Genomic DNA, 26,148 nt, shown 5'->3' on the forward strand with positions numbered 1-26,148 from the left:
GGCGGGAGCCAAGGATCAGAACATGACGTGACGCGCGCTGCAAATCCGCTATCATTCGGGAAATGATCAGCGGGGGTGCCGAGTGCAACAGCGCCGTGAGCGGGAATGGGAGCTATCGATCGGCCCGGACACCGTGCGCCTGTTCATTCTCAAGGCAAAGGGACTGAGTGCTGCCGTCAACGAAGACTATGCCGACGGTGCCGAGCATGAGGTCGAGCTCGATGGTGAATCACATGCCAATCACCACCATGACGGTCTGGCGGAGGAAAGCGCGGAAGACCTCACCGAGGAAGAGCTGCGCGAGCTGATCAACGACCTCAACGTTGACGAAGCGGCCGAGTTGATCGCGCTGGCCTGGGTCGGCCGCGGCGACTATGACGCTGCGGAATGGTCCGATGCGGTTGCCGCCGCGCGCGACCGCGCCAACAAGCGCACGGCGAAATACCTGCTCGGCATGCCGCTTTTGGCCGACTGGCTGGAAGAAGGGCTGGAAGCGATTGGCGCGTAACGGCGTGGTTACCGTTCGTGATGGGCCGCAGGCAACCTCCGGGCGCTCGCGCCGTTGAGGACGATGGGGTCTGTTGTACTTTCCCGAACATGCAGGGTTGCACTGGTCATGGTCGTCACGGCTCTGCTGCTGACGCCCCTGCTGACGCAAGCCGACGCCAAACAGCGCAAGAAGCATTACACGCCGCTGTCACAGCGGTTGGAGCAGCTGTTTTCACCGCGGGTCGACTCGCATCCTAAGCCGCGCAGCAAGCACCGCCAGAAGCCCAGTCCAAAGCGGCACATCACGCCAAAGCAGGTGGAACAAAAGACCCCGGATAAAGAGCCCTCGCCCGCCGATGTTCCGGTGCAGCCCTCGCTCGTTGTCCCGCTGCCCGAGGCGCGTCCTTCAGAGGCGCCGAAGACCGGCGCGGCACCGATCGAAAAGCAAAAGGCCGAAGGTCCGAACCCCCTTGGCGCGCCCAACCGGTCCAATGACGATCGATTCAACGAAGAAAAGTCCCGTTTTAAAAAGCAGGCGCGGCCCGGACCGTCAGCCCCGAAGCCGTCGACCGATAAGCAAAGCGAGCCCGAGCCGCCGGCCGCGGTGCCGATTCCGACACAAAAGCCAGACACTCCGGAACCTGAAGCTCAGCCGCCGGCCGTTGCTCCGCAGCCACCTGAAAAACCCGATGCCGGCGACAAGAAGATGCTGCCTGATCCGCGCTCGGCCGATGTGCCCGATGAAAAAATGCCGGCGGCGGAAGTCGCCTGTCGCGAGCGGCTGACGGCCCTTGGTGTCGAATTCGAGGAGCATAAGGCGGAAAGCAATCCCGACATCGGCTGCTCGATCCCCTATCCCCTGCTGCTGAAGTCGCTCGGAAAATCCATCGCCATCGGCCCCGCGACCGAACTCAACTGCCCGATGGCCGAGGCGGCAGCCCGCTTTGCCGCCGAAATCATACAGCCGGCGGCGAAAGCCGAGTTCGGAGCCGACCTGAAATCGATCAACCAGGCATCGGCCTTTGTCTGCCGGCCGCGCAACGGCACGCGCCATCTGTCGGAACATGCCTTCGGCAACGCGCTCGATATTGCCAGCTTCACGTTGTCGGATGGCAGAAAGGTCGAAGTCGGTCCAACGCCGCCCGAGAAGGACGGCAAATTCCTCAATGCGGTGCGCAAGGCCGCCTGCGGACCGTTCAAGACCGTGCTTGGACCGGGCGCGGACCCGGACCATTCCCTGCATTTCCATCTCGATCTCGAACCGCGCCGGAATGGTGGCACTTTCTGCCAGTGATGGCCCTTCAGTGATCGTCACCGGTGATGGTCTGGCTGCCGCATTTCGGCCGCAGGCATGAACGGGAACGCTGAGTTTTCCTTTACCCTTGATCGTTAAAATCCCACCGATCAAGGACAGGATTCCGCCCATGGCCGCAATATTTCGCGCCGCGAAGGCAAAAAGCGCAGCGATACTGGCCGCCGGTCTTGCGCTGGCCGCCGTTTCGGCTTGCAACACTGGCAGCGTGCTGTCGCTGCAGCCGGCCGTCGATGTCGGCTCGCAGACCGCGGCCGTGCCGCAATATGAAGGCATGCAGAAGCTCGTCCCGTCCAATCCCTATATGACTGCCGCCTATCCGCACATGGACGAGCCGATGTCGGAGTCGGAGCCGCAGCAGATGCCGGCCAGCGAAACCGATTGCCGTGGCGAGCTGAAGCGGCTTCGCGTCGTCTACACCGATGTCCAGCCGATCCATGAGGGACAGTGCGGCATAGACTGGCCGGTCAAGGTCTCCGCCATCGGCGGCATCCAGATGAAGCCCGCCGCGACATTGACCTGCGACATGGCCGCAAGTTTCGCCGCCTGGACCAGCAACGAACTGGTTCCTTCCGCCCGCTGGCGCTATTTCTCGGGCGTCAAGACCATCCACCAGGGCTCGAGCTATTCCTGCCGCAACATCGCCGGCGAAGGTGTCCTGTCCGAGCACGGCAAGGGCAACGCCCTCGACGTCATGAGCATCGAGCTCAACAACGGCGACGACATCGACGTGCGCAAGCCCGGCCTGTTTGCCTTCCGCACCCGCGGCTTCCTCAACAATGTGCGCGCCGACGGCTGCCAGTATTTCACCACCGTGCTCGGTCCCGGCTACAATTACGATCACCGCAACCATTTCCATTTCGACATCAAGAACCGCAAAAGCGGCTACCGCGCCTGCCGCTAAGGCGTTTCACCGTTCAGAAATGAGTCGGGATTGGCGTTCCTGGTGGAAGCGATGATTTGCTGGGCCACCAGATCCTGGATGCGCCAAAGGTTCCTGTCGCGGATACCGCTTTCTTCCAACTTGCTGACGGTTCGGAACAGGTATTGAGCCGACGAGCCCCAATGCCCGGCAGCCCGCGCCAGCGTGTCGGCAACCTGCTCCAATGGCAGCCGGCCGGCATAGGCCCTGCCGTCTGGCGCGGCGACGAAAGCCAAGGCCCGCAACGGCCCATCCTTGGTCTTGACCTTGATCCAGCATGGCACGTTAGTCGGCGGATTGGCATCGATCTCGCGGCGCATCAACTGGCCAAGTTGCCCGACATGGTCTTCCGCGGGCAGCCGATAGACGATGCCGTTGCAGCTGCCGCCTCGATCGAGCGCCAGCATCAGCGCCGGCAAATCACGGGTTCCGCGCCAACGGGTCAGCGTCAGGCAAAACGAGCGGTGCCATCCTGGCGCCGTGGCCGGGCGCTGCTCGACATGGGCAAATTCGGGGTTCCAGATCAGCGACCCGTAGGCAAAGACCCATAGCGCTTCAGGCCGATGCTCCGACAGAAGTTGCTCGACAAGACTATCGAACTCCGCGTCTGTATGCTCGGTTGTTCCGGGCTCGGGACCCGGATCCGGTTCGACACGCTCGACCCTTGCGACAAGGTCCGCGGTCAATGCCATCGAGCTGCGACCCACCGGCTTCTTATCCATTGCTGCTCACCCCCCGCAAAAACGATGGCCGACGATAGAACGGCTGCTCGCCGCTGGCCATTGATTTCCAGGGTCCGTCAGGCACAGATACCGCACGGATCGAGCCGCTTTCATGAGCCGACGAAGCCTGCAACGACGCGCATTGACCTGGCTCGCCGCTCTTCTGGCGGTCTGGCTGGCCCTCGCCTATGTCGCTGCGCCGGAATTCTGGACGGTTCGCGACCGCGGCTTTCGCACGCAGACTTTCGAGATGGTGACACACACGCCGCAAGGCATTCCGGGCGACCCGATCAATATCGGCCTTGTCGGTACCGAAAAAGAGATGGTCCATGCCTTCGCCATGGCCGGATGGGATACGGCCGATGGCGTGACGCTAAAGACCGCGATCGAAATCGGTGAGAGCGTGCTGTTCGACCATCCCTATCCTGACGCCCCGGTCAGCCGGCTGCTGTTCGAAGGCCGCGCCCAGGATCTCGCCTTCGAAAAGCCGGTCGGCGGCAGCGCCGACCGGCGCCATCATGTCCGCTTCTGGCGCAGCGATGCGACCGGCGACGACGGCCGAACGCTCTGGATGGGCTCGGCCAGCTTCGACCGCGGCGTTGGTCTCAGCCACGATACCGGCGCCATCACCCACCATATCGCCCCTGACATCGACGCCGAGCGCGATCTCGTGATCCACGACCTGTCGGCGGCCGGCATGGTGACCTCGGCGAGCGACATCCCGGGCATCGGCGCCACCAGGACCGGACGCAACGGCGGCGGCGATCCCTATTTCACCGACGGCAAGGCTGTTGTCGGGGTGCTCAGGCAATTCCCCTGAACCACTGTCATTTTCCAAAAATCATCGCGGACTATTTTCCTGCGGCCCGCCGCAATGCTATTGAGCCCTGATGCTATACGTCGAAATCGCCACCGTGGTCGTCCTCATCTGTGTGAACGGCCTTCTGTCGATGTCCGAGCTCGCCATCGTGTCGTCGCGCCCGGCGCGGCTCAAGGCGATGATCGACCGCGGCGTCAATGGCGCCGGGCGTGCGCTGACGCTCGGCTCCAATCCCGGCAAATTCCTGTCGTCAGTGCAGATCGGCATCACTCTGGTCGGCGTGCTGTCGGGCGCCTTCTCCGGCGCCACGCTGGGCGACAGGCTGTCGGTGTACCTGGCCTCGACCGGCATGCGCGAAAACATTGCCGATCCGCTCGGCGTCGGCATTGTCGTTGCGATCATCACCTATTTCTCGCTGATCGTCGGCGAACTGGTGCCCAAGCAGATCGCGCTGCGCGATCCCGAGCGTGTTGCGGCCCGCGCAGCGCCTGCGATGACCATCCTCGCCACCGTCTCGGCGCCGCTGGTGTTCCTGCTCGACATTTCCGGCCGCGCCATATTGTGGTTGCTCGGCCAGCGCGGCGAGAGCGAGGAAAAAGTCACCGACGAAGAGATCAAGATGCTGGTCGCCGAGGCCGAGCACCACGGCACCATCGAATCTGACGAGCGGCGCATGATCGCCGGCGTCATGCGGCTCGGCGATCGCGCCGTGCGCGCCGTGATGACGCCGCGCACCGAGGTCGACTGGATCAATTTGCAGTCCGATGAGGGTGCCATCCGCAAGCTCTTGATGGAGACCCAGCATTCGCGCCTGCCGGCCGGCGACGGCGGCGTCGACGTCATGGTTGGCGTTGTTCAGACGCGCGACGTGCTGGCCGCCCTGCTCGCCGGCCGCGCACTCGATCCGAGCAAGCATGTGCGCGCCGCCCCCATCGTCTACGACCAGGCCGACGCGCTGGATGTGCTGCAGAAGCTGAAGGAATCCGACGTGCCGATGGCGCTGGTGCATGACGAATACGGCCATTTCGAAGGGATCGTCACACCTGCCGACATTCTCGAGGCCATCACCGGCGTCTTCCGCGCCGACCTTGATGCCGGCGACGAGGAAAACGCCGTCAAGCGCGAGGACGGCTCATGGCTGCTCGCGGGATACATGCAAGCCGACGAGATGGCTGACGTTCTCGGTATCGACCTGCCGGAAAACCGCGACTACGAGACCGTCGCCGGTTATGTGCTGTCGCACATGCACCATCTGCCGGCGACCGGCGAATGCGTCGACGCGCAAGGCTGGCGTTTCGAGGTCGTCGACCTCGATGGCCGCCGCATCGACAAGCTGATCGCCACCCGGCTGCCCAGCGGCCATCGCGAAGTGGTGCGTTGACGCTCTGCCGTCAAAGCGAATAGCGCCCTCAGACCGCGGCTTCGATCGGTTCGGCAAGCTTCGGATTGGAGCGCGAGGCGATCAGGCAACTGGCCACGATCAGGGCCGCTCCAGCCAGCGTGGTCCAGGTCGCCGCCTCGTCGAAGAACAGCCAGCCAAACACGATCGCCCAGATGAAGGCGGAATACTCCGTCGGGATTAGATATTGCGCTTCGGCCCGCGCGTAGGACCAGCTCATCAGGAACTGGCCGGAGAGCGACAGCCCCGTCACCCCGGCCAGTGGAAGCCAGAGATTGCCCGGCAGGGCAACCGCGAGCCAGGGAGCGGCGGGGAGAAGGACGGCGGCAACGCACAGGTTCTGGAACAGCATGATCTCGACTGGTTTGGCTACCAGCGCCTGCCGCCGCGAGAGGATCAGATTGTAGGCGTAGAACACCGTCGATGCGAGCACCGCCACCGTGCCAAGCAGGGCATCCCCGGTATAGTTCCCTTGCCCGAACTGTCCGGCCATGATGATGACGACGCCGGCGATGCCCGCCAGCGACGCCCAGATCGCCTGGCGCTGTATGCGTTCGCCCAAAAGCAGCGCCGCCAGCAGGAGAGCGAACAGCGGCGCGACGAAACTAAGCCCGATCCCATCCGCCAGCGGCAATCTGGCAAGGCCCCAGAAGAACGACAGCAGAACGATGCCCACGACCACGGCGCGCAGCGCGTGTAGCCGCAGCACGGAAGGCGTGGGAAGGGAACGCGGCCCCGCCGCCCAGGCCGTGCCCGCGACCACGCTCGCAAGCATGCTTCGCCACAGCACCGTGTTGTAGACACCGACGGCGATCACCAGGATTTTCATCGCCGCATCCATGGCGGACAGAAGGAAGATCGCAAGTGCACAGACCAGCACCGGGGTCATGGGGGAAACGACGCCTGACGGGCTGGGTAACTTCACGGGGCATGCTCATGTGATGGATCGCAGCCGGATATATCAGGGGAGGACGGCCAGGCCAGATGGCAGGGCCGTGCATATGGCGGTCCAACCGATCTTCGCAGCCCCTCGATTTGAATTCGGTGCGTCGGCAGCGCCTTTCGCTATCGGCCCCAGCCTGCCCTCACCCATGATTGATCCGCTGGACGAATGGCAAAAGCAGCCAAAGCCTCTATATCGATTGTCATGGATGCATCGAACGAACACGCGCTAAACGACGAGCTTCTCCAAGATATCCAGCGCCTGTCCTTCGAGTATTTTCTCAACGAGGCCAACCCTGCCAACGGCCTAGTCGCCGACCGCAACACGCAGGCGTCGCCTGCCAGCATAGCCGCCGTCGGGCTCGCTTTGTCGTCCTATCCCGTCGGTGTCGAGCGCGGTTTCATGACGCGCGATGCCGCAATCGAGCGGACGCTCGCCACGCTTCGCTTCTTCTGGAACGCCCCGCACGGGCCGGAGCCCGATGCCACCGGCTACAAAGGTTTCTACTATCATTTCCTCGACATGAAGACCGGCCGCCGCGTCTGGAATTGCGAACTGTCCACGATCGATACCGCCCTTTTGCTTGCCGGTGTTCTGGCCGCCGGCGCTTATTTCGACGAGGACGATGAGCTCGAACTGGAAATCCGCCAGCTTGCCGATGCGCTCTACCGCCGTGCCGACTGGCGCTGGGCGCAGAACGGCGGCGCCACCGTCACCCATGGCTGGCGGCCTGGAAAAGGCTTTCTCCGCTACCGCTGGGAAGGATTTGACGAGGCGCTGATCCTGTACGTCCTGGGTCTCGGTTCGCCGACCCACTCGCTAACTCCCGAGAGCTACGCGGCCTGGCTGTCCACTTACAAATGGAAGACCATCTACGGCCGCGAGGTGGTCTATGCCGGCCCGCTTTTCATCCACCAGTTCTCGCATATCTGGATCGATTTTCGCGACATCCGCGATGCCTTCATGCGCGATCACGACCGGGACTATTTCGAAAACAGCCGCCAGGCGACGTATCTGCAGCGCGATTACGCAATCCGCAATCCGAGGGGGTTCGCGGGCTATGGCGAGAATTGCTGGGGCGTCACCGCCAGCGACGGCCCAGGTCCGATCGCGCGGCGAGCCGATGGACGCCGCTTCTTCGGTTATCTCGCCCGCGGCGCACCGTTTGGCCCCGATGACGGCACGCTGTCGCCATGGGCGGCAATCGCCTCCTTGCCTTTTGCGCCGGAAATCGTGCTGCCGGCGCTGCGCCATTTCCACGAGATGGACCTGCGCGACGGCAACCCTTACGGCTTCACCGCGAGCTTCAACCCGACGATCGCTGCCGACGACGGCCGCGCCTGCGGTTGGGTATCGCCGGACCATGTCGGCATCAACCAGGGGCCGATCGCCCTGATGATCGAGAACTACCGGTCCGACTTCCTGTGGCGATTGATGCGCCGCGTGCCGGCCATCACCACAGGACTGCGCCGGGCCGGGTTTTCCGGCGGTTGGCTGTGACAGGCGGCGATCCTTCGCGCGGGATCGTCAAGGCATCAGCGCGACCTTGCCGGTCCGACTCCACCATCCGGCCAAGGGAGCCGAGAGCGCCTCTTCACGTGAATGAAAAAGGGCGGCGCAAACGCCGCCCTTTGGAAAAATCATCGGTCCTTGGGAGGACAAGGCTCAGGCCGCCTGGGCTTCGCCGGCAATCGCGTCGGCCTGACGCGCTGCCTTGAGCACGCGGGCCCACCAGGCAACGTCGTTGACCAGCGCCGTGGCAGCCTGGTTCAGATGCTCGATCTCCTCGAGCTTCTTCTCGCCCTGGCGCACCGCCAGGAAATCGCTCCAGGCAATGTGAACGGCGGATTTGACCGGCGCCATCTGCAATTCGACCGCGGCAAGACGCAAATGTTCGACAGCGCGCGAGCCGCCGACGCTGCCATAGCCGACGAAACCGGCCGGCTTCTTGTTCCATTCATTGGCGGCGTAATCGATGGCGTTCTTCAGCACGGCCGTCGGGCCATGGTTGTATTCGGCGGCGGTGAAGATGAAGCCGTCGAATTCGGCGACCTTCTTTTGCCAGCGCTGGGCAACTTCGTTCTGCGACGGCGCCCAGGCGGACGAGGCGACCTCGTCGAAGAAGGGCAGCGGCCAGTCGCGCAGGTCGACGGTCTCGACGTCGATGTCGGCATGGGATTTCGCGATCTTGGCGATCCACTGGGCGGGCACATCGGCGAAACGCGCGGCGCGTGTCGAACCGACGACGATGGCGATTTTGGGCTTGGACATGGGGCTCTCCATATATGCAAAAGCTGGTATCGTTTGGATACCGGCGCTATATGAGATACTGACAAATGGCAGCGCAAGGAGGCACCGTTATGTTACTGAGGCACCCGCACAACACCGAAGACTGCCGCGCCGTCTCGGAAATCCTGCAGCGCGTCGGCGACAAATGGACCGTTCTGGTCGTCGGCAAGCTGGGCGGCGGACCGCTGCGTTTCAATGAGTTGCGCGCCGCTGTCGGCGGCATTTCGCAGAAGATGCTGACCACCACCTTGCGCGGTCTTGAGCGCGACGGCTTCGTCACCCGAACCGTGTTCCCGACCATCCCGCCACGCGTCGACTATGAGCTGACGGAGCTCGGCCATGAGCTGCTGGTGCCGGTCGGCGCGCTCGGCGAATGGGCGCGGAAGAACACCTCGCGGGTCCAGGCGGCGCGTGAAAGATTCGATGGCGTGCACGCCTGAAAACCGTTGCCCAGCAATAGTTTACGGATTTTGCCGTCGACGACGCGTACCCGGGTTTAACTGGATCCGCCCTGGCATCGTTGGTCGCGCCATCGCGACATAGCTGCAGCGTTTCGTTCGCCGGCGCATGATCATTTTGAGGCTGACGAGGTCTTCCGCTGACGGGCCCTCAGGCCTTTGACGCAGGGTTGCTGCAACACACTGCGCCGCACGTCTCTACCCTTGCAGACCGCTGGGCAGTCCGCTCGTTGCCAACGGTCCGGTCGTGCGTGCAGGCAACGCTTGGAAGCTCTTTCCTGATCTCGGTATAAGCGGTCGTGCCAAGCAGCCAGATCACCGCGACGAGGGCCGCCACGAGCCAGCCGTTCAGCATGTGTTGACGCATTGTCTTCCCTCCGCCGCCCGCAGAATCGGATGTGAAGGCAACCATTGGATGTCGCGCAGCGCATCGCCCGCGCGGGGGATGTTACATAAGCGCAAGCTTGGCAGAATCGACGATGTCAACTTTCGGTTGGAATCGGCTTCGGCTTGCCGTCGCTATCCAGCGCCACCATGACGAAATCGGCGTGGGTGACCTTCTCCATCAGGTCGGAGAGGTAGCGTTGCGCCCAGGCCTCGACCTTGAGCGTCATGGAGGTGCGGCCGACGCGCTCGACATGGGTGTAGATGCACAGCGTGTCGCCGATCTTCATCGCCTTGGCGAAGGACATTTCCTTGACCGCCGCCGTCACCACGCGGCCCTTGGCCCGCTCGGCCGCACGGATGCCGCAGGCAAGATCCATCTGCGCCATCACCCAGCCGCCAAAGATGTCGCCGGCCGCATTTGCATCGGCCGGCATGGCGAGCGTACGCAAGGTCAGATCGCCGATCGGCCGTCCGTCCGCGTAATGCACCATCCGAGATTCCCCTAAAGCGATAGCCCTTGATCCCGTAGCGTCACGGGCCCAAGAGGTCAACGCGACGGGCGAGGCTCCCGGCGCAATGTCGGTTCCATGGTGGCTTTTCCGACCAGGCGTCTCACGGTCGCTTTTTTCACAAGCCATGCCGGAAGCCGCAGGGGCGCGGCCAAGCCGTCGCGGATAGGCTGCGCTCAGTTTTGCGGAGCCGCCAACACCAATCATGCAGACTTATGACTTCATCATCGTCGGCTCCGGCTCGGCCGGCTCGGTTCTGGCCGACAGGCTGTCGATTTCGGGCCGCTTCTCCGTGCTGGTGCTGGAGGCCGGCGGCAGCGACCGCCGCTTTTATGTCCAGATGCCGCTCGGCTACGGCAAGACCTTCTTCGATCCGGCGGTCAACTGGAACTACAAGCCCGAGCCGGACCCCGGCCTTGCCGGCAATGTCGACCATTGGCCGCGCGGCAAGCTGCTTGGCGGCTCCAGCTCGATCAACGCCATGGTCTGGATCCGTGGCGCGCGCGAGGACTTTGACGACTGGCGCGATGCCGGAAATCCCGGTTGGGGCTATGACGATCTGTTGCCGGGCTTCAAGGCGCTTGAGGACAATGAGGCCGGCGCCGACAGATGGCGCGGCACCGGCGGGCCGCTGCATATCACCGACACGACGAACGCCGTCCATCCGCTGACCAGGCGCTACCTCGCAGCCGGCCAGCAGGCTGGGCTGCCGCTCAACCCTGACTTCAACGGCGCCGCCCAGGAAGGCGTCGGCGTCTACCAGATCTCGACCAGGAATGGCCGCCGCATGTCGGCCGCGCGCGCCTTCCTGCGCCCGGCGATGAAGCGCGCGAATGTGCGCGTCGAAGCCAATGCGCTGGCGACCAGAATCCTGTTCGAGGGCAAGCGAGCCGTCGGCATCGAATATCTGCAGAACGGCGAGACCAAGACGGCGCGGGCCGGCCGCGAGGTGATCCTGTCCGCCGGTTCGATCAACTCGCCGCAGCTGCTGCAACTGTCCGGCGTCGGCCCCTCGTCACTGCTCAAGGGGCTTGGCATCCCGGTCGTCCACGGCAACGAAAATGTCGGCGCGCATCTGCAGGACCATGTCGGCATCAACTATACCTTCAAGGGAAACGTGCCGACGCTCAACCAAATCCTGCGGCCCTGGTGGGGCAAGCTGCTGGTCGGCATGCGGTACATCCTCACCCGCTCCGGCCCGCTGTCACTGTCGATGAACCATGGCGGCGGCTTCTTCCGAACCGACCTGGCGTTTTCGCGCCCCAACATGCAGCTTTATTTCCAGGCTTTCTCGACCGTCATTCCGAAGAGCGGCGAGCGGCCGATCCTGACGCCGGATCCGTGGCCGGGCTTTTCCATCGGCCTCTCCAACTGCCGCCCGTCCAGCCGCGGCGAGATCATGATCCGCTCCAGCAATCCGCTGGACTATCCCAGGATCGTCGCCAACGCCTATTCCACCAACGCCGATGTCGACGAGATGCTGGCGGCGGTGAAATTCGTGCGCAAGATAGCCTCGATGCCCGCCATGGCCGAGATCATCACTGAGGAGGTTTTGCCGGGCCCATCGATCCAATCGGATGCCGATCTGATCCAGGATTTCAGGAAGCGCTCAGGCACCGTCTATCACCCGGTCTCGACGTGCCGCATGGGGCCGGGCGCCGGGGCCGCCGTCGTCGACCCGCGCCTGAAAGTGCACGGGCTCGCAGGTCTGCGTGTCATCGACGCCTCGATCTTTCCCGCCAACATCACCGGCAACACCAACGCCGCCTCGGTCATGACCGGATGGAAGGGCGCCGAACTGGTTCTGGAGGACCAAAAATGAAGATCACCGACGTCAAGACCTGGGTAGTCGGCAACCCGCCGCCCGGCATCGGCGGCAAGTATTTCATCTTCGTCAAGCTGACCACCGATGGCGGCGTCGTCGGTTACGGCGAGGCCTACAACGCCACCTTCTCGGCTCACATAACAGCGAAGCTGGTCGAGGACATGGCCGAGCGTTACCTGATCGGCCACGATCCGCATGACATCGAGACCTTCTTCCGCCGCGCCTATTCCTCAGGATTTACCCAGCGCCCCGACGTTACCGGCATGGGCTGTTTCTCGGCGCTGGAAATGGCCTGCTGGGACATTGTCGGCAAGGAAGCCGACAAGCCGGTCTACAAACTGCTCGGCGGCCAGGTGCACGAGACGCTGCGCTCCTACACCTATCTCTACCCGCACACCGGCAGCGTCCATTCGGAGGACGCGCCGGACGGCAGGAACGTCTATAACGACCCTGAACTGGCGGCGGCCTGCGCGCTCGAATATGTCGAGCAGGGGTTCAACGCCGTCAAGCTTGACCCGGCCGGTCCTTACACCGCCTTCGACGGCCACCAGCCGCGCCTGATCGACATCGATGTCTCCACCCGCATGGTCAAGGCGATCCGCGAAGCCGTCGGCACCCGCGCCGATATTCTGTTCGGCACGCATGGCCAGTTCACCGCGTCGGGTGCGCTGCGGATGGCACGCGCGATCGAGCCCTACGATCCCTTGTGGTTCGAAGAGCCGGTGCCGCCCGACATGCCCGAAGTGATGGCTCAGGTGGCGCGAGGCACGTCGATCCCGATCGCCACCGGCGAGCGGCTAACGACCAAGTTCGAATTCGCCCGAATCATCGAGAACCGCGCCGCCACCATCCTGCAACCGGACCTTGGCCGTTCCGGCGGCATTCTCGAAACCAAGAAGATCGCCGCCATGGCCGAGGCATACCACATCCAGATCGCGCCGCACTGCTATTGCGGGCCGATCGTCGGCGCCGCCAACATCCAGCTGGCGGTGACGCTGCCCAATTTCCTCATCCTGGAATCGCTGAAGCAGTGGGACGGTTTCCACGCCACGCTCTTGAAGAAGAAGATCGAGTGGCAGGACGGCAATGTCATTCCGTCGAAGGAGCCCGGCCTCGGCGTCGAGCTCAACGAGGCGGTCTGCGAGGCGCATCCCTACACCGGCAAGGACCTGCATTTGCAGATGATGCAAATGCCGCTGATGCCGTGAGCGAACGTTACGCCTTCATCGGCCTTGGCCATCTCGGCGGCAACCTCGCCGCCAGCCTGTTGCGCAACGGTTTTGTCGTCATCGTCTTCGACCGCGACCCCGCCGCCGTCGAGCGCCTGGTTGCGCTCGGCGCCATCGCAGCGAACAGCCCGGCTGAAGCGGCAGCGCTAGCCGGCAACGCCATCACATGCCTGCCCTCGCCCGAGGTCAGTGAAGCGGTGCTGGCTGGTCCCGGTGGACTGCTGGAAGGATTGCCCAAGGGCGGCACATGGATCGAGATGTCGACGAATGGCCGCGACGAGATTCTGCGCCTCGCCGCCCTCGCCTCGGCCAAGGGCGTCGAAACGCTTGAGTGCCCGGTCACCGGCGGCGTGCATCTGGCCGCGGTCGGAAAGATCACCGCGCTTGTCGGCGGCGATGCTGCGCTTTACGAGCGCCATCGTCCGGCCATCGAAGCGATGTGCGCAAAGTCGTTCCTGATGGGTCCGGTCGGCTCGGCGGCGGTGATCAAGGTCATCACCAACATGCTGGCCTTCATCCATCTCGTCGCCGCCGGCGAGGCGCTGATGTTGGCCAAGCAAGGCGGCCTCGACCTCGCGCAATCCTACCACGCCATCGTCGCCTCCTCCGGCAACAGCTTCGTCCATGAGACCGAAAGCCAGCTCATCCTCAACGGCTCCTACGACATTGGCTTCACCATGGACCTGGCACTGAAGGACCTCGGCTTTGCGCTTGCGATGGGCAGGGAGTTCAGACTGCCACTCCAACTGGCGCCGCTTGTGAGTGAGATTTTCCTGATGGGCAAACAGGAATATGGCGGCGGCGCCTGGTCGACCCAGATCGTCAAACTGCTCGAGGATGCCGTCGACATGGATCTGCGCGCGCCCGGTTTCCCAGCCAAGCTGGAAAGCTAAGCCGGGTAAATATGTCCTGCGATTTCAGGCCCTTGGCCGGTTCGCCGGAATCGCCGCTCAAACCACCTGAATCAATCCCTCAACGCCTTGATTCAATATCTCAGCGTCAGCGCTCCGGGCAGGATCTCAAACGTCGCGGGTATACGCCCCGGCGACTCGCCATCTATGTCGACCAGCGCGCCGTTCTTCTCGACATCGCCGCTAGGTTCGACCACCACTTTCCGGCCACGCAATATGGTGATGGCCGGATGGTTGCGGTGCCGGCCGCCATAGAGCAGCCGAATATCCCAGATCAGCTTCAGCTTGCCGGCCGCGCGCAGGATGACGATGTCGAACTGGCCGTCGGCGAGTTCGGCGTCCGGGGCGATCATCATGCCGCCGCCGAAGAACTTTCCGTTGGCAACCGCCACCAGCGCCATGCGCGCCTCGACCGGGGTGCCATCGTCGACGGTGATCCTGACGTCCTGGAAGCGGTAGCGGATGAACTCGACCACGGTGCGCCAGAAAAACAGCGCCTTGGCCGACATCCTGCCCTTGCGCTTGTCGGCATTGACCGCACGGTCCGTGGCGCCGGACAGGCCGAGGCTGGCGATATTGATGAAGTGCCGGCTGGCCAGCGCGCCATGGTCGTCGATGTAGCAGATGCGCCCGGCATCGACCTTGCGCGCCTTGGCTTCGGCGATCCGCTTCAACGCCGCATCCACCTCTTTCGGCAGGCCAAGTCCGCGCGCGAAATCGATGCCGGTGCCGCAAGGCAGCAAGGCAAGTTCGGTTGTCCGGCCGCTCTCATCGAATGCCTGCAGCAATCCGTCGGCCACCTCGCTGGCGGTGCCGTCGCCGCCGGCCGCGATCACCAGCCCGAAGCCGCTTGCCGCGAGGTCGAGCGCCAGCCTTTCGGCGTCGCCCTCGGCCTGCGTCTCGCGCAGCTCGAATTCGCCGAAATGCTTTTTCAGCGATGCGGCGACCTCCGGCCAATGCCGTTTCAGCCGGCCGCCGCCGGCAATCGGATTGAGCACCACCCCGACTTTCAATGCGCACCCTCCCCGCACCGAGCCGATAGGCTCGATGCTTTGCCTGCATTGAAGCCCGCGCCAGCCGGCGGAGCAAGGGGCACAGCCGATCAGGCGCCAAAAAGCCGGCGGGCTGTCTAATGCAGCTGGAGTCGAAATTCCGAGCTTTGTGGCAAACGATCCCCGATAATCCCGTTATCCACAGGCTCACGCCCATTCCCCAAAACCCTTACCCGGCGTAAGTTTAACCATCTCAGGCGGCTACCGATCGCCACGCCGAAAGGCAAAGCGAAAAGGCGGATTTCCTGAGGCCCGTACGGCCCGAAGCGAGAGCAGGCTTGCTTGTTCGAGGGACGGATGCCGAGACCTACGGGGCCGCGGAAAGCGTGCGAACGCCAACGGCGGACCGATGCTGCCATGAAGGACGGCGAAAACCTTCGATGGCGCGCCGAACGAAGCTCGCAAGGGTGGAGAACGGCGTGGTCTGGAACGGGCACTGCCTTCGGGCGGTGACTGGCAGGACCGTCAAAATCAAGGCCGGCATGGCGCGACGACTTTGCGGAAGTTGCTGCCGCGACCGTGTCCTGATCTGACAGGGAGGCGCTGGGAGAAATCCCGGCGCCGACTGTCTTTTGGGCCAAGGTCCGGTCGGCGAAGCGACGCGTAAGAAGCCGATACTTTGCTGGAACGAGATTTCGGCGCTGACGGAACCATCTTCATCACCAGGCGCGATCAGCAATTCACCGACATGATCCCGCGCCTGATCGACAGAGGCGTGTCCTTCGTCGAGATCGGTGCCAATGACGCGATCATGCTCACCGTGCTTTCGGCGGCGGACTTCGCTCCGCCCGAAGGCGCCCGGGCGCTGTTCAGCCAACCGTTCCGATCGATCCGGCCACCCGTCGCACCGGGCTGATCGTCGCCGTGCGCAAGCTGCACATCGTGCTGCCGGCGCTGTTCGAAGCAGGCGCGAGGCTGGAGCGCGTCTACAACTGAAGCCGCGCCCTGCACCGCGGCCTGCCCGGCGGGCCAAGCTACTTCTTCGGGCCGATGCCCGGGATCAAATTGAGGCCAGCGTTTATATATTCCGGCCGTATGGCGCCGCTGATGAGCGTGAAGGTGGCGAGCATGATGCTGGCCAGCGCACCGTCATGCCATGGCCTGAGGGCCAGCGCGTTGACGGCATAGGCCCAGAATGGGAAGGCGAGCATCGACATGACGATGTTGGCTCCCGGAGCCTCCGCATTGTCGGCTGAATCGCTGACCGATTTCAGATACACCGGCGTCATCGCCAGCGCGACGATCAACATGATCCATGAAATGGTCCAGACGCTGATACCGGCCATTTCAATCTTATAGATGGCTGCCTGCACCTTACCCGGAATGTCCCCCGGATTGCCTTTGGTCTCTTCCGCCACCGCATCGGTCAACGCCTTGGCAACCGGCTGCTCAGTGGCATTGACCAGGATGGAGTTGACGAAGATGAAAAATGCCACGACTTCGGCAGGCACGTACTTCGCAACCCGGTCGAGATAGCCGTCGCCGCCTTTCGATCCTTGATCTTCTTTCTTGTCATCGTCGACGCCGAGCGGAGCATCGCCTGGAATGCCCTCGAGCGTTGAATCCCTTTTTGGCACAGGCTCGGCGGACCGGACAATTCTTCCCATGACTAACCCCTCCTATATTGTTGTATCGCCCGTGAGTATCGTAGTAGAAAACTGGGCCAAGATACAGTTGTCGCGGCCATAGCCGACAAGATTTATTCGGGCTTCTTCCTGCAAATGCATCACGGCCCCGCCCTATCTGCTACCGGGTGTCTCGAAATCCACCTATAGTGAGCCGTACCCGAAAAACGCATCCCCCGGCTCATCGCGTGATCGCGGCCAAAATCCCGCCTTGTTCGCGCGCGATGGAAGGACTGGCTGCCGGGGGGCAATCCGAAGGACAAGACCGTGATCAAGACCGCCCTTGTCGCCATGACCATTGTCGGCTGCGACTGCGACGCCAAGCTTTGCGAATATATCGGCGAGACGCCGGCGAAGTGGGCGACTATCGCCGACTGCGAAGCGGCGATGAAAAGCCAGATGCTGCACCAGAAGAACTTCGACTATCCGCTGGTCTCTGGCATCTGCCGCAGCAAGGCATCGGCGTCTTCTTCGCAACTGGCGGCGGCCGCATCCCGCCCGGAACTGAAGCCGGCCAGCCGGAATGTCCAAACCCCGTTGCCGCCGGAACTGAGCCATCGGCCGAGCGTTCCCGTCGGCTCCCCGACGACGGCCATGGAGGCAGCAGCGGTACGGCCCGTCGCCTACGAGCAAGTGGTCGATGGCGGAACAGGCGTGCTCTACCGCACCAGGAACGGCTACGCCGTGGTCAAGACAGATCTCGGCCGCGTCGCGTCGGCAACGGTCGGCATGGCCAAGCGGTCCGCGAACTGGCTGGCAGGCCTGGTGCCGAGCGGGTTGTGAGCGGCCTGCCGGTCGGACCGTACCACGCTGTCGCACTGCCGTTGAAAACTCTAGATAGATGCATGATGGTGTCAGCATCGACACGCAGGAGCGCCATTTCATGAATCATGCAGTTCGAACCATGCTGTCCCTGGTGCTGGCGTTGGCGCCGATTCCGGCCGGTGCGCAGGATTCCGGCCAGGGCGGCGACAAGGTTGTAGGCGTCGCCAAGGACGATCCGGACATGGCGGCGGCCATTGCGCAGGCGCGCGCCAGCCTCGATGAATTCCTGTCCTTGTCGGATGCGCCGCCAGCCGGGACAACCAGCTACAAATTGAAGGTCGAGGTCAGGGACGGAGACGCCTCGGAACATTTCTGGATCATCCCCTTCCACAAGACCGCGACCGGCTTTGCAGGAACATTGGCCAATGAGCCGCAAGCGGTGCACAATGTCGTGGCCGGCCAGGAACTCGAATTTAACCGGGACGATATTTCCGACTGGGGCTACACCAGAAACGGTCGCCAGGTCGGCAGCTTCACCGTCTGCGTGATGTTCAAGACGATGGCGCAAGAAAATGTCGAATATTATCGCCAGAACTACGGCTTCGACTGCTGAGGCGCGGCGACATGAAAGGGGCTGAATATCCCGGCGAAAAATGGAACGTCGTATCGGCGGCCGATGCCGGATGGAACGTCGATCTCCTCGCCGAGGCGAAAGCAGCGGCACGGCAATTTGGTTCGATAGCGTCTGTGGCCATCCATCGCGGATCTGTCGTCGCATCCAGCGGTTCGGCCTCGAAAAAAGTCGTCATCCGCTCGGTCCGCAAAAGCCTGCTGAGCGCTCTAATCGGCATCGAGGTCAAGCGCGGACGCATTCGTCTGGACAACACGCTGGGCGAGCTCGGCATCGATGATGTCGCGCCGTCGTTGAGCGAAGCCGAAAAGCAGGCAACAGTCGGCGATCTCATCAAGGCTCGGTCCGGGATTTACCACCCGGCGCTCGCCGAATCCGAACAGATGAAAGCCGACCGGCCCGTCCGCGGCAGCCACCCCAGGGACAGCCACTGGTATTACAACAATTGGGACTTCAACGCCCTTGGGACCATCTATGAGAGGGCAACCGGCCGCTCCGTTTTTGACGGCTTCCATGCCGACATCGCCGTCCCGCTCGGCATGCAGGATTTTCACCCTGACGACGGCGCGTATTTGCGCGGCCCCGAATCGGAGCACCCCGCCTATCATTTTCGCATGACCGCGCGCGATCTTGCCCGATTCGGCCTTCTGTACCTGCGCAAAGGCAGCTGGCGCGGCACGGAGATCGTGCCGCGGGCGTGGATCGAAGACAGCACAAAGGCTTATTCGATCACTCCAGACGGAAGCGGCTATGGTTACATGTGGTGGACGACCGGCCGTGATGGCGAAGCCCAGTCCGAAGCCACCGTTCTTCGCAATGCGGATTTGCCCAGGGTTCGCTATTTCGCCCATGGCGGTTTCGGTCAGATGATCGGCGTCTTGCCGGCAGCCGAACTGGTAGTCGTCAATCTCGCGGTCAGCCGCTCCAGATCCGCCGAGGAGCAGCGCAGGCTCGGCGATATTGTCCGCCTTGTCGCGAGAGCCGCACCCGGATGAATGGCGGCTTGTTGCAATCGGGAACTGCCTAGCTTGCGGCCGCCTCGCCATCCTTCGCGCCAATCTTGCGCACCAGCGCCGCGGTCGCCAAGATCGCGCCCATATCGGCGATCATCGGCGCGATGTGCTTGGTGTAATCGAGCGGCACGGAAATGGCGGGCAGTTCGAAGAAATTCTTCGGCTGCGGCAAGAGCAGGAAACCATCGCTGCCATTAAGCGCCACCCGCGCCGGATCATCGCGCCATGTCTCGTGCAGCCATTTCAGCGCCTGCGCCAGCCGGCCGCTCACCAGCGGCTGCGCGGCGGCGACATTGTCGGTGCGAAATTCGTAGTCGCCGTCGAGCAGCGGATCGCCGCTGGACAGTTCCTGCATCTTGCCGGCGAAGATGCCGCGGAAGAAACCGACCACCGCGTTGCTGCGGCGCGTCGCGACCAATATGCCGGGGAACGGCGCGATTGTCTCGAACGCAACGATGACGCCCTTGAAGACCGTCGACGAGCCTTTGCCCGACCCTTGGCGCAACTCCGCCTCGTAGAGCTCGAACGGAAAATCCTCGTAGCGGCCTGACACGATGTCGTCGAAGCTCTGCCGGTTGAAGGGGCCGACCACGGCGCGCGGCAGCCGGTCGAAGGAATTCGGCGTCACGCTGTGCTGATAGCGCACATCCCTGATGAAGCCGAAGATGATCGGCAGCAGCGTGTCACGGAACGATTGCTGCAGCCGCGTCGCCGGCCTGATCGCCAGGAAGTACAGCAGCAGCGCCGCGAAGAAACCGCCGACATAGAGGAACACATGCGGCGTCGAGAACCATTGCTCGTTCAAGTCGGCGACCTTGTTGAACAGCCAGGCCACCAGCACGACAAAAACCAGCAGCAGCCCCAGAAACACCGGCACCCGCCAGCGCACCTGGCGGTAGGCCGAAGCCCGTCCAGCCTCATAGATCTCGATATTCTTCCTGATGCCGGCGACCACCGCTTCATCAGGCATGAACTCAGCTGCTTCCATCGCCCCCTCGCAAAGTCCTATTATACCTATGATAACGGGAAAGTTGTCAGTCGCCAAAGATCGCCTTCAGCCTGGCCTGGACCTTGCCCTTCACCCGGCCAGTCAGCGCCTCGACCGGAACCAGCCGCTCATGCCCGCCTGCGCGCAGCCGCATGAAGGGATGCATCCGGTACCCGGCGATCGCACCGCGCATGCCGAGATCTGCGCTGACATCGACGACGAAAATGCCGGCGATGCGGCCGGGCCAGGGCTGCCGCGCCAGCGCCGTGCCGAGGAAGTCGCCAAGCCCGTAAGCCACGAGCGTCTTGCCGACCCATTGCACCGGCTGCACGACATGGGCGTGGTGCCCGGCAATCAGCCCCACGCCGTGACCGGCCAGCAACCTCGCCAGCGTTTGCGTTTGCGGCTGCGGAAAATGCCGGAACTCCCAGTCCCAGTGCGGCACCGCACAGGTGAGATCGATGTTCTTGTCGGCCGCGCCTCTCGGCCATGCCGCCGGATCGCCTTGCATCGAGACAAGCTCGGTGAATGGCCCGGCGTCACCATTGCGCCACAGTGTGAAGGCGGCAAAGCCGATCGTCAGCGGCCCGGCCTTGACCTGCTCGACCGGTCCTTTTTTCGCGGTGCCGATGGTGCGGATTCCAAGCCGCTTCAACGCCGCAACGGTCTCGTCGAAACCGGCGACGCCCTGGTCGAGCACATGGTTGTTGGCCAGCGACAGCACGAGCTTTTCACGCGCGATGCCTACGGCGGCAAGCGCCGCGGCAAGAAACCGCTCGCTCATCGCATGGTGCGTGCCAAGCCGCGTGCCAAACGCCACTCTCGGCCGCTCGACGACCGGACTTTCGCAATTGCCGATCACCAGATCGGCTGAGCCCAAGAGCTTTGCGATTTCCGGATCGCACTCCGGCGCACTATGGTTGGCCACCGCCGAAATATCACCGACAAAGGCCAGCCGCACCTTCCGCCCCGGCGGCGGATCGATGATCGTCGTCGCCGCCCTCGGTGCAAAATCCCTGACATCGCCGCCGAGAGACGGTTTCAGGAAGCGCGGCAGCCATGACAGTTTGTAGGAAAGCGGATAATTCGACACGCGACGCCCAATCGTTTGCCCAATCGGTTAGCTTGTGTAGACGGTCTGCCCGGGAAGTGTCGACCGTCAGTCCTTGAAACACTGCCGCCGGCAGACACGGCGCCAAATGCGTGTAATGTCTGCGCATCGCATAGTGGAGGGATGAGATGACACGTTTTGCAGGCCTGCTGGCGTCCGCCCTCCTCCTGTTGCTGCTTTTATCTTCGGCCCGCGCCGCCGCGCCCGAAGCGGCAACCGCTTTGTTCGAGGCCAAAACGGTGACGGAGCGCAACGCCGCGCTTACCACGCTCGAGGCTGCAGCCCAGGGCGATCCGGCGTCAGCCTATGCCGCCGGCGCCGGCGAATTCTTCACCGCCCTGGAAATCCTGGCCGGCGGCCTGCACCGCCACGGGTTCGAAAGCCCGCAATCCTTCATGCTGCCGCTGATGCGGCTGCCGATTCCGGACAATCCCAATCCCGAACCGCTGACCTATGAGCAGTTCCGCGCCATTCTGGTCGCCTTCCGCGACCGGCTGGAGACATCCGCGGCGACTCTGGGCTCGGTGCCCGCCGATGCCGGCATCGGCATGGTCGTCGACCTCACCCATGCCGGCATCGATCTCAACGAAGACGGTGCCATCGCGCCGGATGAAAGCATGGCCGCCATCATGGCCTCGCTGTCGCGCGGCGGTATCTCGTCGGACGGCGCCGCTTCCTCGCTCACATTCCGCTTCGACCGCGCCGACGGTTTCTGGCTGCAGGGCTATGCCGAATTCCTGATGGCGCAGGCCGATTTCTGGCTGGCGCATGATTTCAGGACCATGTTCGACGGCTCGTTCCACATGCTGTTTCCGCGCGCCAAACTGCCGCTGCAGGACATTCTCGTGCCTCCCGCCGGCGACATGGGCAGCAGCATCTTCTCATCGGAATGGCGCATCGCGGATTTCATCTCCATGGTTCACCTCGTCAACTGGCCGGTGGTCGAGCCCGAGCGCCGTCAAGCGGCGCGCCGCCATCTGCTCGAAATCATCCGGCTGTCGCGCGAGGACTGGAAGGCGATCCGCGCCGAGACCGACAATGACCGCGAATGGCTGCCGGGACCGCAGCAGAAGGGCGAGAACCCGCTCACCGGGCTCGAAGTCGGCGAGGAGCAGGTCGAGGCCTGGCTCGCCACTCTGACCATGGCCGAAGACCTTTTGGAAGGCCGCAAGCTGCTGCCGCATTTCCGCATCACGGCCAGCACCGGCCAGGGCATCAACATGAAGCGTTTCTTCGAAGAACCGAAGCCTTTCGACCTCGTGCTGTCGATTACCGGCCCGGCCATCGCGCCCTACCTCGAGAGCGGTGAGATCGTGACCAGCGGCGAGTTCGACCAGATCCAGCGCCAGTTCGGTGGCGGTGGGTTTTTGACCTTCGCGCTGTGGTTCAATTGAGCAGGCGGCCTGGCTTCGCGTAACACAGCTCCTGACACCCTTGTGTCAGGAGCTTCGACCCGCTTAGCGCCCTTCGCCACTGCACTCTTTCCATTTTGGCGGACTCTGCCCATATTTGGGGCATGGCCAAACTCCCTGACAAAAAGACACCGTCTCCGGCGGGTGACAACGGCGCTTCGCCGCCGAAGCGGCGCAGCCCGCTGACCGATTTCCTCGATGCCTCGGAGCCTCTGCACAGAGGCGGCTTCGCCGAGGCGCCGCAGGCCGACTTCACCGGCGCGCCGCTGAGCGGCTCGATTGCCGACTGGGCCGAGCAGATCGAGCAGGAGGCCGAGAAGGAAGGCCGTCTCACCGGTAAGGGCGATGGTAGATCGCCAAAGTCCGCGAAAAAGATCCCGGAGCGGTCCGCTGCGCCCGGCCGCAGTTCGCGCGGCACCTCGATGGGCGGCGCGGCCACGGCCCGCGAACGCACCGCAGCCGGCCTCAATCCGGTCGCCGGCCTCGACATCTCGCTGGAAGACGCCGAGACCATGGCCTCGGGCAGCGTCACCGCCACGGTCGCGGCGCTGTCGGCGCTGATCGAATCCGGCAACCCCTTGCACAAGGACGGCGTGCTGTGGACGCCGCACCGCCCTGCCCGCCCGGAAAAATCCGAAGGCGGCATCGCCATCAAGATGGTGTCGGATTTCGAGCCGGCCGGCGACCAGCCGACCGCCATCAAGGATCTTGTCGAGGGCGTCGATAACAATGACCGCACGCAGGTGCTGCTCGGCGTCACCGGCTCCGGCAAAACCTTCACCATGGCCAAGGTGATCGAGCAGACGCAGCGCCCTGCTTTGATCCTGGCGCCCAACAAAACGCTGGCCGCGCAGCTCTATTCCGAGTTCAAGAAATTCTTCCCCGACAATGCGGTCGAGTATTTCGTCTCCTATTACGACTACTACCAGCCCGAAGCCTACGTCCCGCGTACCGACACCTTCATCGAGAAGGAATCCTCGATCAACGAGCAGATCGACCGCATGCGGCATTCGGCGACCCGCTCGCTGCTCGAGCGCGACGACGTCATCATCGTCGCTTCGGTGTCCTGCATCTACGGTATCGGCTCGGTCGAGACCTATACGGCGATGACCTTCCAGATGCAGATCGGCGATCGGCTCGACCAACGGGCGCTGCTCGCCGACCTCGTCGCCCAGCAGTACAAGCGCCAGGACATCAATTTCGTGCGCGGCTCGTTCCGCGTGCGCGGCGACACGATCGAAATCTTCCCGGCCCACCTTGAGGACCGCGCCTGGCGCATCTCGATGTTCGGCGACGAGATCGAGGCGATCACCGAATTCGATCCGCTCACCGGCCAGAAGACCGGCGAGCTGAAGAGCGTCAAGATCTACGCCAACTCGCACTATGTGACGCCGCGTCCAACGCTCAACCAGGCGATCAAGTCGATCAAGGAGGAGCTCAAGCACCGGCTGGTCGAGCTCGAGCGCGCCGGCCGCCTGCTGGAGGCACAGCGGCTCGAACAGCGCTGCCGCTTCGATCTTGAGATGCTGGAAGCCACCGGCTCCTGCGCCGGCATCGAGAACTATTCGCGCTATCTCACGGGACGCCAGCCGGGCGATCCGCCGCCGACATTGTTCGAATATATCCCGGACAATGCGCTGGTCTTCATCGACGAAAGCCACGTCACCGTGCCGCAGATCGGCGGCATGTATCGTGGCGACTTTCGGCGCAAGGCGACGCTGGCGGAGTATGGTTTTCGCCTGCCCTCCTGCATGGACAACCGTCCGCTGCGCTTCGAGGAATGGGACGCCATGCGACCGCTCTCCGTCGCGGTTTCTGCGACACCCGGCGCCTGGGAGATGGAACAGGCCGGCGGCGTGTTCGCCGAGCAGGTCATCCGCCCGACCGGCCTGATCGATCCGCCGGTCGAAGTCCGCCCGGCGAAAAGCCAGGTCGACGATGTCGTCGGCGAAATCCGCGACACCACGGCCGCCGGCTACCGCACGCTGGTCACCGTTTTGACCAAGCGCATGGCCGAAGACCTGACCGAATATTTGCATGAGCAAGGCGTGCGCGTTCGCTACATGCACTCCGACATCGACACGCTGGAGCGCATCGAGATTCTGCGCGATCTCCGCCTCGGCGCTTTCGACGTGCTGGTCGGCATCAACCTGCTGCGCGAAGGCCTCGACATTCCCGAATGCGGTTTCGTCGCCATCCTCGACGCCGACAAGGAGGGCTTTCTGCGCTCCGAGACGTCGCTGATCCAGACCATCGGTCGCGCCGCCCGCAACGTCGACGGCAAGGTCATCCTCTATGCCGACCAGGTCACCGGCTCGATGGAGCGGGCGATGGCCGAGACCAACCGCCGCCGCGAAAAGCAGATGGAATGGAACGCGGCCAACGGCATCACCCCGGAATCGGTGAAGTCGCGCATCTCCGACATTCTGGACTCGGTCTACGAGAAGGACCATGTCCGCGCCGATATCTCGCAGTTCACCGACGGCGCCGGTGCGATGATGGGCAACAATCTCAAGGCTCATCTCGACGCCATGGAAAAGCAGATGCGCGACGCCGCCGCCAATCTCGACTTCGAGAAGGCCGCCCGCATCCGCGATGAGATCAAGCGGCTGCGCGAAATGGAACTGTCCATCTCGGAAGATCCGCTGGCCAAATACGCCGACATGGAAAGCCCGGTCTCGGGCCGCGAGAAGGGCAAGCACAACAAGGGCGTGGCCAAGCACCGTACGGCTGAGGAACAGGAGCGTTTCCGCAAGTTTGATGAGGCACGTGCCGCCGAAGAGGCGGCCAGGGCTGCCCGGTCCAACCTCTTCCGCAAACCGGCGCTCGACGAAATGGGCGCCGAGGGCGCCGTGCCGGTGAAGAAACCGCTATTTGCCAAGCCGTCGATCGACGATATGGGGCCTGGTACCGACATGCCGACACCGTCAGGCGCGGTGTCGCGCTCGCTGTTCAAGAAACAGTCGGCGCAGGAAGCGCACGGCTCCGACTTCGGCATTCCGGGCGGCGCCACCAAGCCACTGTTCAAGAAGAATTCGCTCGACGAGATGACCGTGCGGCGCACGGAAAAGCCGGTCGAAGGGAAAGTGCCGGCCAAGCCCCAGCCAATCTCCCCCCGAGTGGGGGAGATGCCCGGCAGGGCAGAGGGGGGCGCGAAGGAACGCGACGATTCCCCAAAACCATTCGTTCGCCAGCGCGCCGGCATCGGCTCCTACGAAGACCCAGGCGACGCCCGCCGCGAAAAGCGCCGGCCGGGCAAGATGGGACGGCCGGGGAAATAGCACCTCTTTCCTTCTCCCCTTGTGGGAGAAGGGAAGAGCGCTCCACCACCGCCGC

Annotated in this window: 24 protein-coding genes; 16 read left to right on the plus strand and 8 right to left on the minus strand. The window is 63.5% G+C overall.

Annotation, left to right across the window (positions count from 1 at the left end; genetic code table 11):
• Positions 1-82: 82 nt before the first annotated feature.
• The 3 genes from AC3CCE_RS04165 to AC3CCE_RS04175 all read left to right on the plus strand — a co-directional run bounded on the left by AC3CCE_RS04165 (position 83) and on the right by AC3CCE_RS04175 (position 2,705).
• Positions 83-508 (plus strand): DUF3775 domain-containing protein, encoded by a 426-nt coding sequence (locus AC3CCE_RS04165; RefSeq protein ID WP_023683751.1) that lies wholly within the window; start codon positions 83-85, stop codon positions 506-508.
• Between the two features lie 198 nt (positions 509-706).
• Positions 707-1,783, plus strand: a complete 1,077-nt coding sequence (locus tag AC3CCE_RS04170; RefSeq protein ID WP_352626149.1) for an extensin-like domain-containing protein — start codon at positions 707-709, stop codon at positions 1,781-1,783.
• A gap of 130 nt (positions 1,784-1,913) precedes the next feature.
• Entirely contained in the window at positions 1,914-2,705 is a 792-nt protein-coding gene (locus AC3CCE_RS04175; protein WP_023695766.1) for an extensin-like domain-containing protein, read from the plus strand.
• Here the strand turns inward: AC3CCE_RS04175 and AC3CCE_RS04180 are convergent.
• Positions 2,702-3,445, minus strand: coding sequence for a gamma-glutamylcyclotransferase (locus AC3CCE_RS04180; protein ID WP_023821585.1), 744 nt, complete (start codon positions 3,443-3,445; stop codon positions 2,702-2,704). The genes AC3CCE_RS04175 and AC3CCE_RS04180 overlap by 4 nt on opposite strands.
• 112 nt (positions 3,446-3,557) lie before the next feature.
• Here AC3CCE_RS04180 and AC3CCE_RS04185 point away from each other — a divergent pair, with 112 nt between their 5' ends.
• Entirely contained in the window at positions 3,558-4,265 is a 708-nt protein-coding gene (locus AC3CCE_RS04185; RefSeq protein ID WP_023728212.1) for an LssY C-terminal domain-containing protein, read from the plus strand.
• A gap of 70 nt (positions 4,266-4,335) precedes the next feature.
• Positions 4,336-5,646, plus strand: coding sequence for a hemolysin family protein (locus tag AC3CCE_RS04190; RefSeq protein ID WP_023728213.1), 1,311 nt, complete (start codon positions 4,336-4,338; stop codon positions 5,644-5,646).
• A 28-nt stretch (positions 5,647-5,674) separates the two neighbouring features.
• Here the strand turns inward: AC3CCE_RS04190 and AC3CCE_RS04195 are convergent, their stop codons facing one another.
• Positions 5,675-6,553, minus strand: a complete 879-nt coding sequence (locus tag AC3CCE_RS04195) for a DMT family transporter (RefSeq protein WP_352626110.1) — start codon at positions 6,551-6,553, stop codon at positions 5,675-5,677.
• Between the two features lie 258 nt (positions 6,554-6,811).
• On the opposite strand from AC3CCE_RS04195, the gene AC3CCE_RS04200 reads away from it, so the two are divergent.
• Entirely contained in the window at positions 6,812-8,107 is a 1,296-nt protein-coding gene (locus AC3CCE_RS04200; RefSeq protein WP_023733329.1) for a glucoamylase family protein, read from the plus strand.
• Between the two features lie 165 nt (positions 8,108-8,272).
• Here the strand turns inward: AC3CCE_RS04200 and AC3CCE_RS04205 are convergent, their stop codons facing one another.
• Positions 8,273-8,878 (minus strand): NADPH-dependent FMN reductase, encoded by a 606-nt coding sequence (locus AC3CCE_RS04205; RefSeq protein WP_023671992.1) that lies wholly within the window; start codon positions 8,876-8,878, stop codon positions 8,273-8,275.
• Between the two features lie 89 nt (positions 8,879-8,967).
• On the opposite strand from AC3CCE_RS04205, the gene AC3CCE_RS04210 reads away from it, so the two are divergent.
• Positions 8,968-9,336 (plus strand): winged helix-turn-helix transcriptional regulator, encoded by a 369-nt coding sequence (locus AC3CCE_RS04210; protein WP_023683744.1) that lies wholly within the window; start codon positions 8,968-8,970, stop codon positions 9,334-9,336.
• 500 nt (positions 9,337-9,836) lie between these two features.
• Here the strand turns inward: AC3CCE_RS04210 and AC3CCE_RS04215 are convergent, their stop codons facing one another.
• Positions 9,837-10,232 (minus strand): acyl-CoA thioesterase, encoded by a 396-nt coding sequence (locus AC3CCE_RS04215; protein ID WP_023671995.1) that lies wholly within the window; start codon positions 10,230-10,232, stop codon positions 9,837-9,839.
• A 223-nt stretch (positions 10,233-10,455) separates the two neighbouring features.
• Between AC3CCE_RS04215 and AC3CCE_RS04220 the strand changes: the two genes are divergently transcribed.
• Genes AC3CCE_RS04220 through AC3CCE_RS04230 form a run of 3 tightly spaced genes read left to right on the plus strand, consistent with a single transcriptional unit; the run spans position 10,456 to position 14,197 of the window.
• Positions 10,456-12,072: a GMC family oxidoreductase gene (locus AC3CCE_RS04220; protein ID WP_023701603.1), complete on the plus strand. Its 1,617-nt coding sequence runs from the start codon at positions 10,456-10,458 to the stop codon at positions 12,070-12,072.
• Positions 12,069-13,283, plus strand: a complete 1,215-nt coding sequence (locus tag AC3CCE_RS04225; protein ID WP_023711165.1) for a mandelate racemase/muconate lactonizing enzyme family protein — start codon at positions 12,069-12,071, stop codon at positions 13,281-13,283. Before AC3CCE_RS04220 ends, AC3CCE_RS04225 begins: the two co-directional genes overlap by 4 nt.
• Positions 13,280-14,197, plus strand: coding sequence for an NAD(P)-dependent oxidoreductase (locus AC3CCE_RS04230; RefSeq protein WP_023713938.1), 918 nt, complete (start codon positions 13,280-13,282; stop codon positions 14,195-14,197). Before AC3CCE_RS04225 ends, AC3CCE_RS04230 begins: the two co-directional genes overlap by 4 nt.
• A gap of 92 nt (positions 14,198-14,289) precedes the next feature.
• Here AC3CCE_RS04230 and AC3CCE_RS04235 read toward each other — a convergent pair whose 3' ends face one another.
• Entirely contained in the window at positions 14,290-15,228 is a 939-nt protein-coding gene (locus AC3CCE_RS04235; RefSeq protein ID WP_023744313.1) for a diacylglycerol/lipid kinase family protein, read from the minus strand.
• A gap of 658 nt (positions 15,229-15,886) precedes the next feature.
• Here AC3CCE_RS04235 and AC3CCE_RS04240 point away from each other — a divergent pair.
• Entirely contained in the window at positions 15,887-16,123 is a 237-nt protein-coding gene (locus AC3CCE_RS04240; RefSeq protein WP_352626109.1) for a hypothetical protein, read from the plus strand.
• A gap of 118 nt (positions 16,124-16,241) precedes the next feature.
• On the opposite strand, the gene AC3CCE_RS04245 is transcribed toward AC3CCE_RS04240, so the two are convergent.
• Entirely contained in the window at positions 16,242-16,874 is a 633-nt protein-coding gene (locus AC3CCE_RS04245; RefSeq protein ID WP_352626108.1) for a hypothetical protein, read from the minus strand.
• Between the two features lie 285 nt (positions 16,875-17,159).
• Here AC3CCE_RS04245 and AC3CCE_RS04250 point away from each other — a divergent pair, with 285 nt between their 5' ends.
• The 3 genes from AC3CCE_RS04250 to AC3CCE_RS04260 all read left to right on the plus strand — a co-directional run bounded on the left by AC3CCE_RS04250 (position 17,160) and on the right by AC3CCE_RS04260 (position 19,283).
• Complete coding sequence (locus AC3CCE_RS04250) at positions 17,160-17,675, plus strand: hypothetical protein (protein WP_352626107.1); 516 nt, start codon at positions 17,160-17,162, stop codon at positions 17,673-17,675.
• A gap of 100 nt (positions 17,676-17,775) precedes the next feature.
• A complete protein-coding gene (locus AC3CCE_RS04255) occupies positions 17,776-18,270 on the plus strand; it encodes a YegJ family protein (protein WP_352626106.1) in 495 nt (164 codons plus the stop codon).
• Positions 18,271-18,281: 11 nt separating this feature from the next.
• Positions 18,282-19,283 (plus strand): serine hydrolase domain-containing protein, encoded by a 1,002-nt coding sequence (locus AC3CCE_RS04260; protein ID WP_023691556.1) that lies wholly within the window; start codon positions 18,282-18,284, stop codon positions 19,281-19,283.
• Between the two features lie 28 nt (positions 19,284-19,311).
• On the opposite strand, the gene AC3CCE_RS04265 is transcribed toward AC3CCE_RS04260, so the two are convergent.
• The gene (locus tag AC3CCE_RS04265) at positions 19,312-20,289 is read right to left on the minus strand and encodes a hypothetical protein (RefSeq protein WP_352626105.1); all 978 of its coding nucleotides are present in this window, start codon (positions 20,287-20,289) and stop codon (positions 19,312-19,314) included.
• Between the two features lie 46 nt (positions 20,290-20,335).
• Positions 20,336-21,382, minus strand: coding sequence for a CapA family protein (locus AC3CCE_RS04270; RefSeq protein ID WP_352626104.1), 1,047 nt, complete (start codon positions 21,380-21,382; stop codon positions 20,336-20,338).
• Between the two features lie 146 nt (positions 21,383-21,528).
• Between AC3CCE_RS04270 and AC3CCE_RS04275 the strand changes: the two genes are divergently transcribed.
• Together AC3CCE_RS04275 and uvrB are read left to right on the plus strand one after the other, a co-directional pair.
• Positions 21,529-22,794 carry a hypothetical protein gene (locus tag AC3CCE_RS04275; RefSeq protein ID WP_352626103.1) on the plus strand — a complete coding sequence of 422 codons (1,266 nt, stop codon included), beginning with the start codon at positions 21,529-21,531 and terminating at the stop codon, positions 22,792-22,794.
• Between the two features lie 122 nt (positions 22,795-22,916).
• Positions 22,917-26,093, plus strand: a complete 3,177-nt coding sequence (gene uvrB, locus AC3CCE_RS04280) for an excinuclease ABC subunit UvrB (RefSeq protein WP_352626102.1) — start codon at positions 22,917-22,919, stop codon at positions 26,091-26,093.
• Positions 26,094-26,148 lie beyond the last annotated feature (55 nt).

The organism is Mesorhizobium sp. P160187 (assembly GCF_057766425.1).

What these genes read in the sequence shown, in the direction of transcription:
- AC3CCE_RS04175 (WP_023695766.1), top strand. Translation starts at nt 1,914, where the DNA reads ATGGCCGCAATATTTCGCGCCGCGAAGGCAAAAAGCGCAGCGATACTG.
- AC3CCE_RS04180 (WP_023821585.1), bottom strand. Translation starts at nt 3,445, where the DNA reads ATGGATAAGAAGCCGGTGGGTCGCAGCTCGATGGCATTGACCGCGGAC.
- AC3CCE_RS04185 (WP_023728212.1), top strand. Translation starts at nt 3,558, where the DNA reads ATGAGCCGACGAAGCCTGCAACGACGCGCATTGACCTGGCTCGCCGCT.
- AC3CCE_RS04190 (WP_023728213.1), top strand. Translation starts at nt 4,336, where the DNA reads ATGCTATACGTCGAAATCGCCACCGTGGTCGTCCTCATCTGTGTGAAC.
- AC3CCE_RS04195 (WP_352626110.1), bottom strand. Translation starts at nt 6,553, where the DNA reads ATGACCCCGGTGCTGGTCTGTGCACTTGCGATCTTCCTTCTGTCCGCC.
- AC3CCE_RS04200 (WP_023733329.1), top strand. Translation starts at nt 6,812, where the DNA reads ATGGATGCATCGAACGAACACGCGCTAAACGACGAGCTTCTCCAAGAT.
- AC3CCE_RS04205 (WP_023671992.1), bottom strand. Translation starts at nt 8,878, where the DNA reads ATGTCCAAGCCCAAAATCGCCATCGTCGTCGGTTCGACACGCGCCGCG.
- AC3CCE_RS04210 (WP_023683744.1), top strand. Translation starts at nt 8,968, where the DNA reads ATGTTACTGAGGCACCCGCACAACACCGAAGACTGCCGCGCCGTCTCG.
- AC3CCE_RS04215 (WP_023671995.1), bottom strand. Translation starts at nt 10,232, where the DNA reads ATGGTGCATTACGCGGACGGACGGCCGATCGGCGATCTGACCTTGCGT.
- AC3CCE_RS04220 (WP_023701603.1), top strand. Translation starts at nt 10,456, where the DNA reads ATGCAGACTTATGACTTCATCATCGTCGGCTCCGGCTCGGCCGGCTCG.
- AC3CCE_RS04225 (WP_023711165.1), top strand. Translation starts at nt 12,069, where the DNA reads ATGAAGATCACCGACGTCAAGACCTGGGTAGTCGGCAACCCGCCGCCC.
- AC3CCE_RS04245 (WP_352626108.1), bottom strand. Translation starts at nt 16,874, where the DNA reads ATGGGAAGAATTGTCCGGTCCGCCGAGCCTGTGCCAAAAAGGGATTCA.
- AC3CCE_RS04255 (WP_352626106.1), top strand. Translation starts at nt 17,776, where the DNA reads ATGAATCATGCAGTTCGAACCATGCTGTCCCTGGTGCTGGCGTTGGCG.
- AC3CCE_RS04260 (WP_023691556.1), top strand. Translation starts at nt 18,282, where the DNA reads ATGAAAGGGGCTGAATATCCCGGCGAAAAATGGAACGTCGTATCGGCG.
- AC3CCE_RS04265 (WP_352626105.1), bottom strand. Translation starts at nt 20,289, where the DNA reads ATGGAAGCAGCTGAGTTCATGCCTGATGAAGCGGTGGTCGCCGGCATC.
- AC3CCE_RS04275 (WP_352626103.1), top strand. Translation starts at nt 21,529, where the DNA reads ATGACACGTTTTGCAGGCCTGCTGGCGTCCGCCCTCCTCCTGTTGCTG.
- uvrB (WP_352626102.1), top strand. Translation starts at nt 22,917, where the DNA reads ATGGCCAAACTCCCTGACAAAAAGACACCGTCTCCGGCGGGTGACAAC.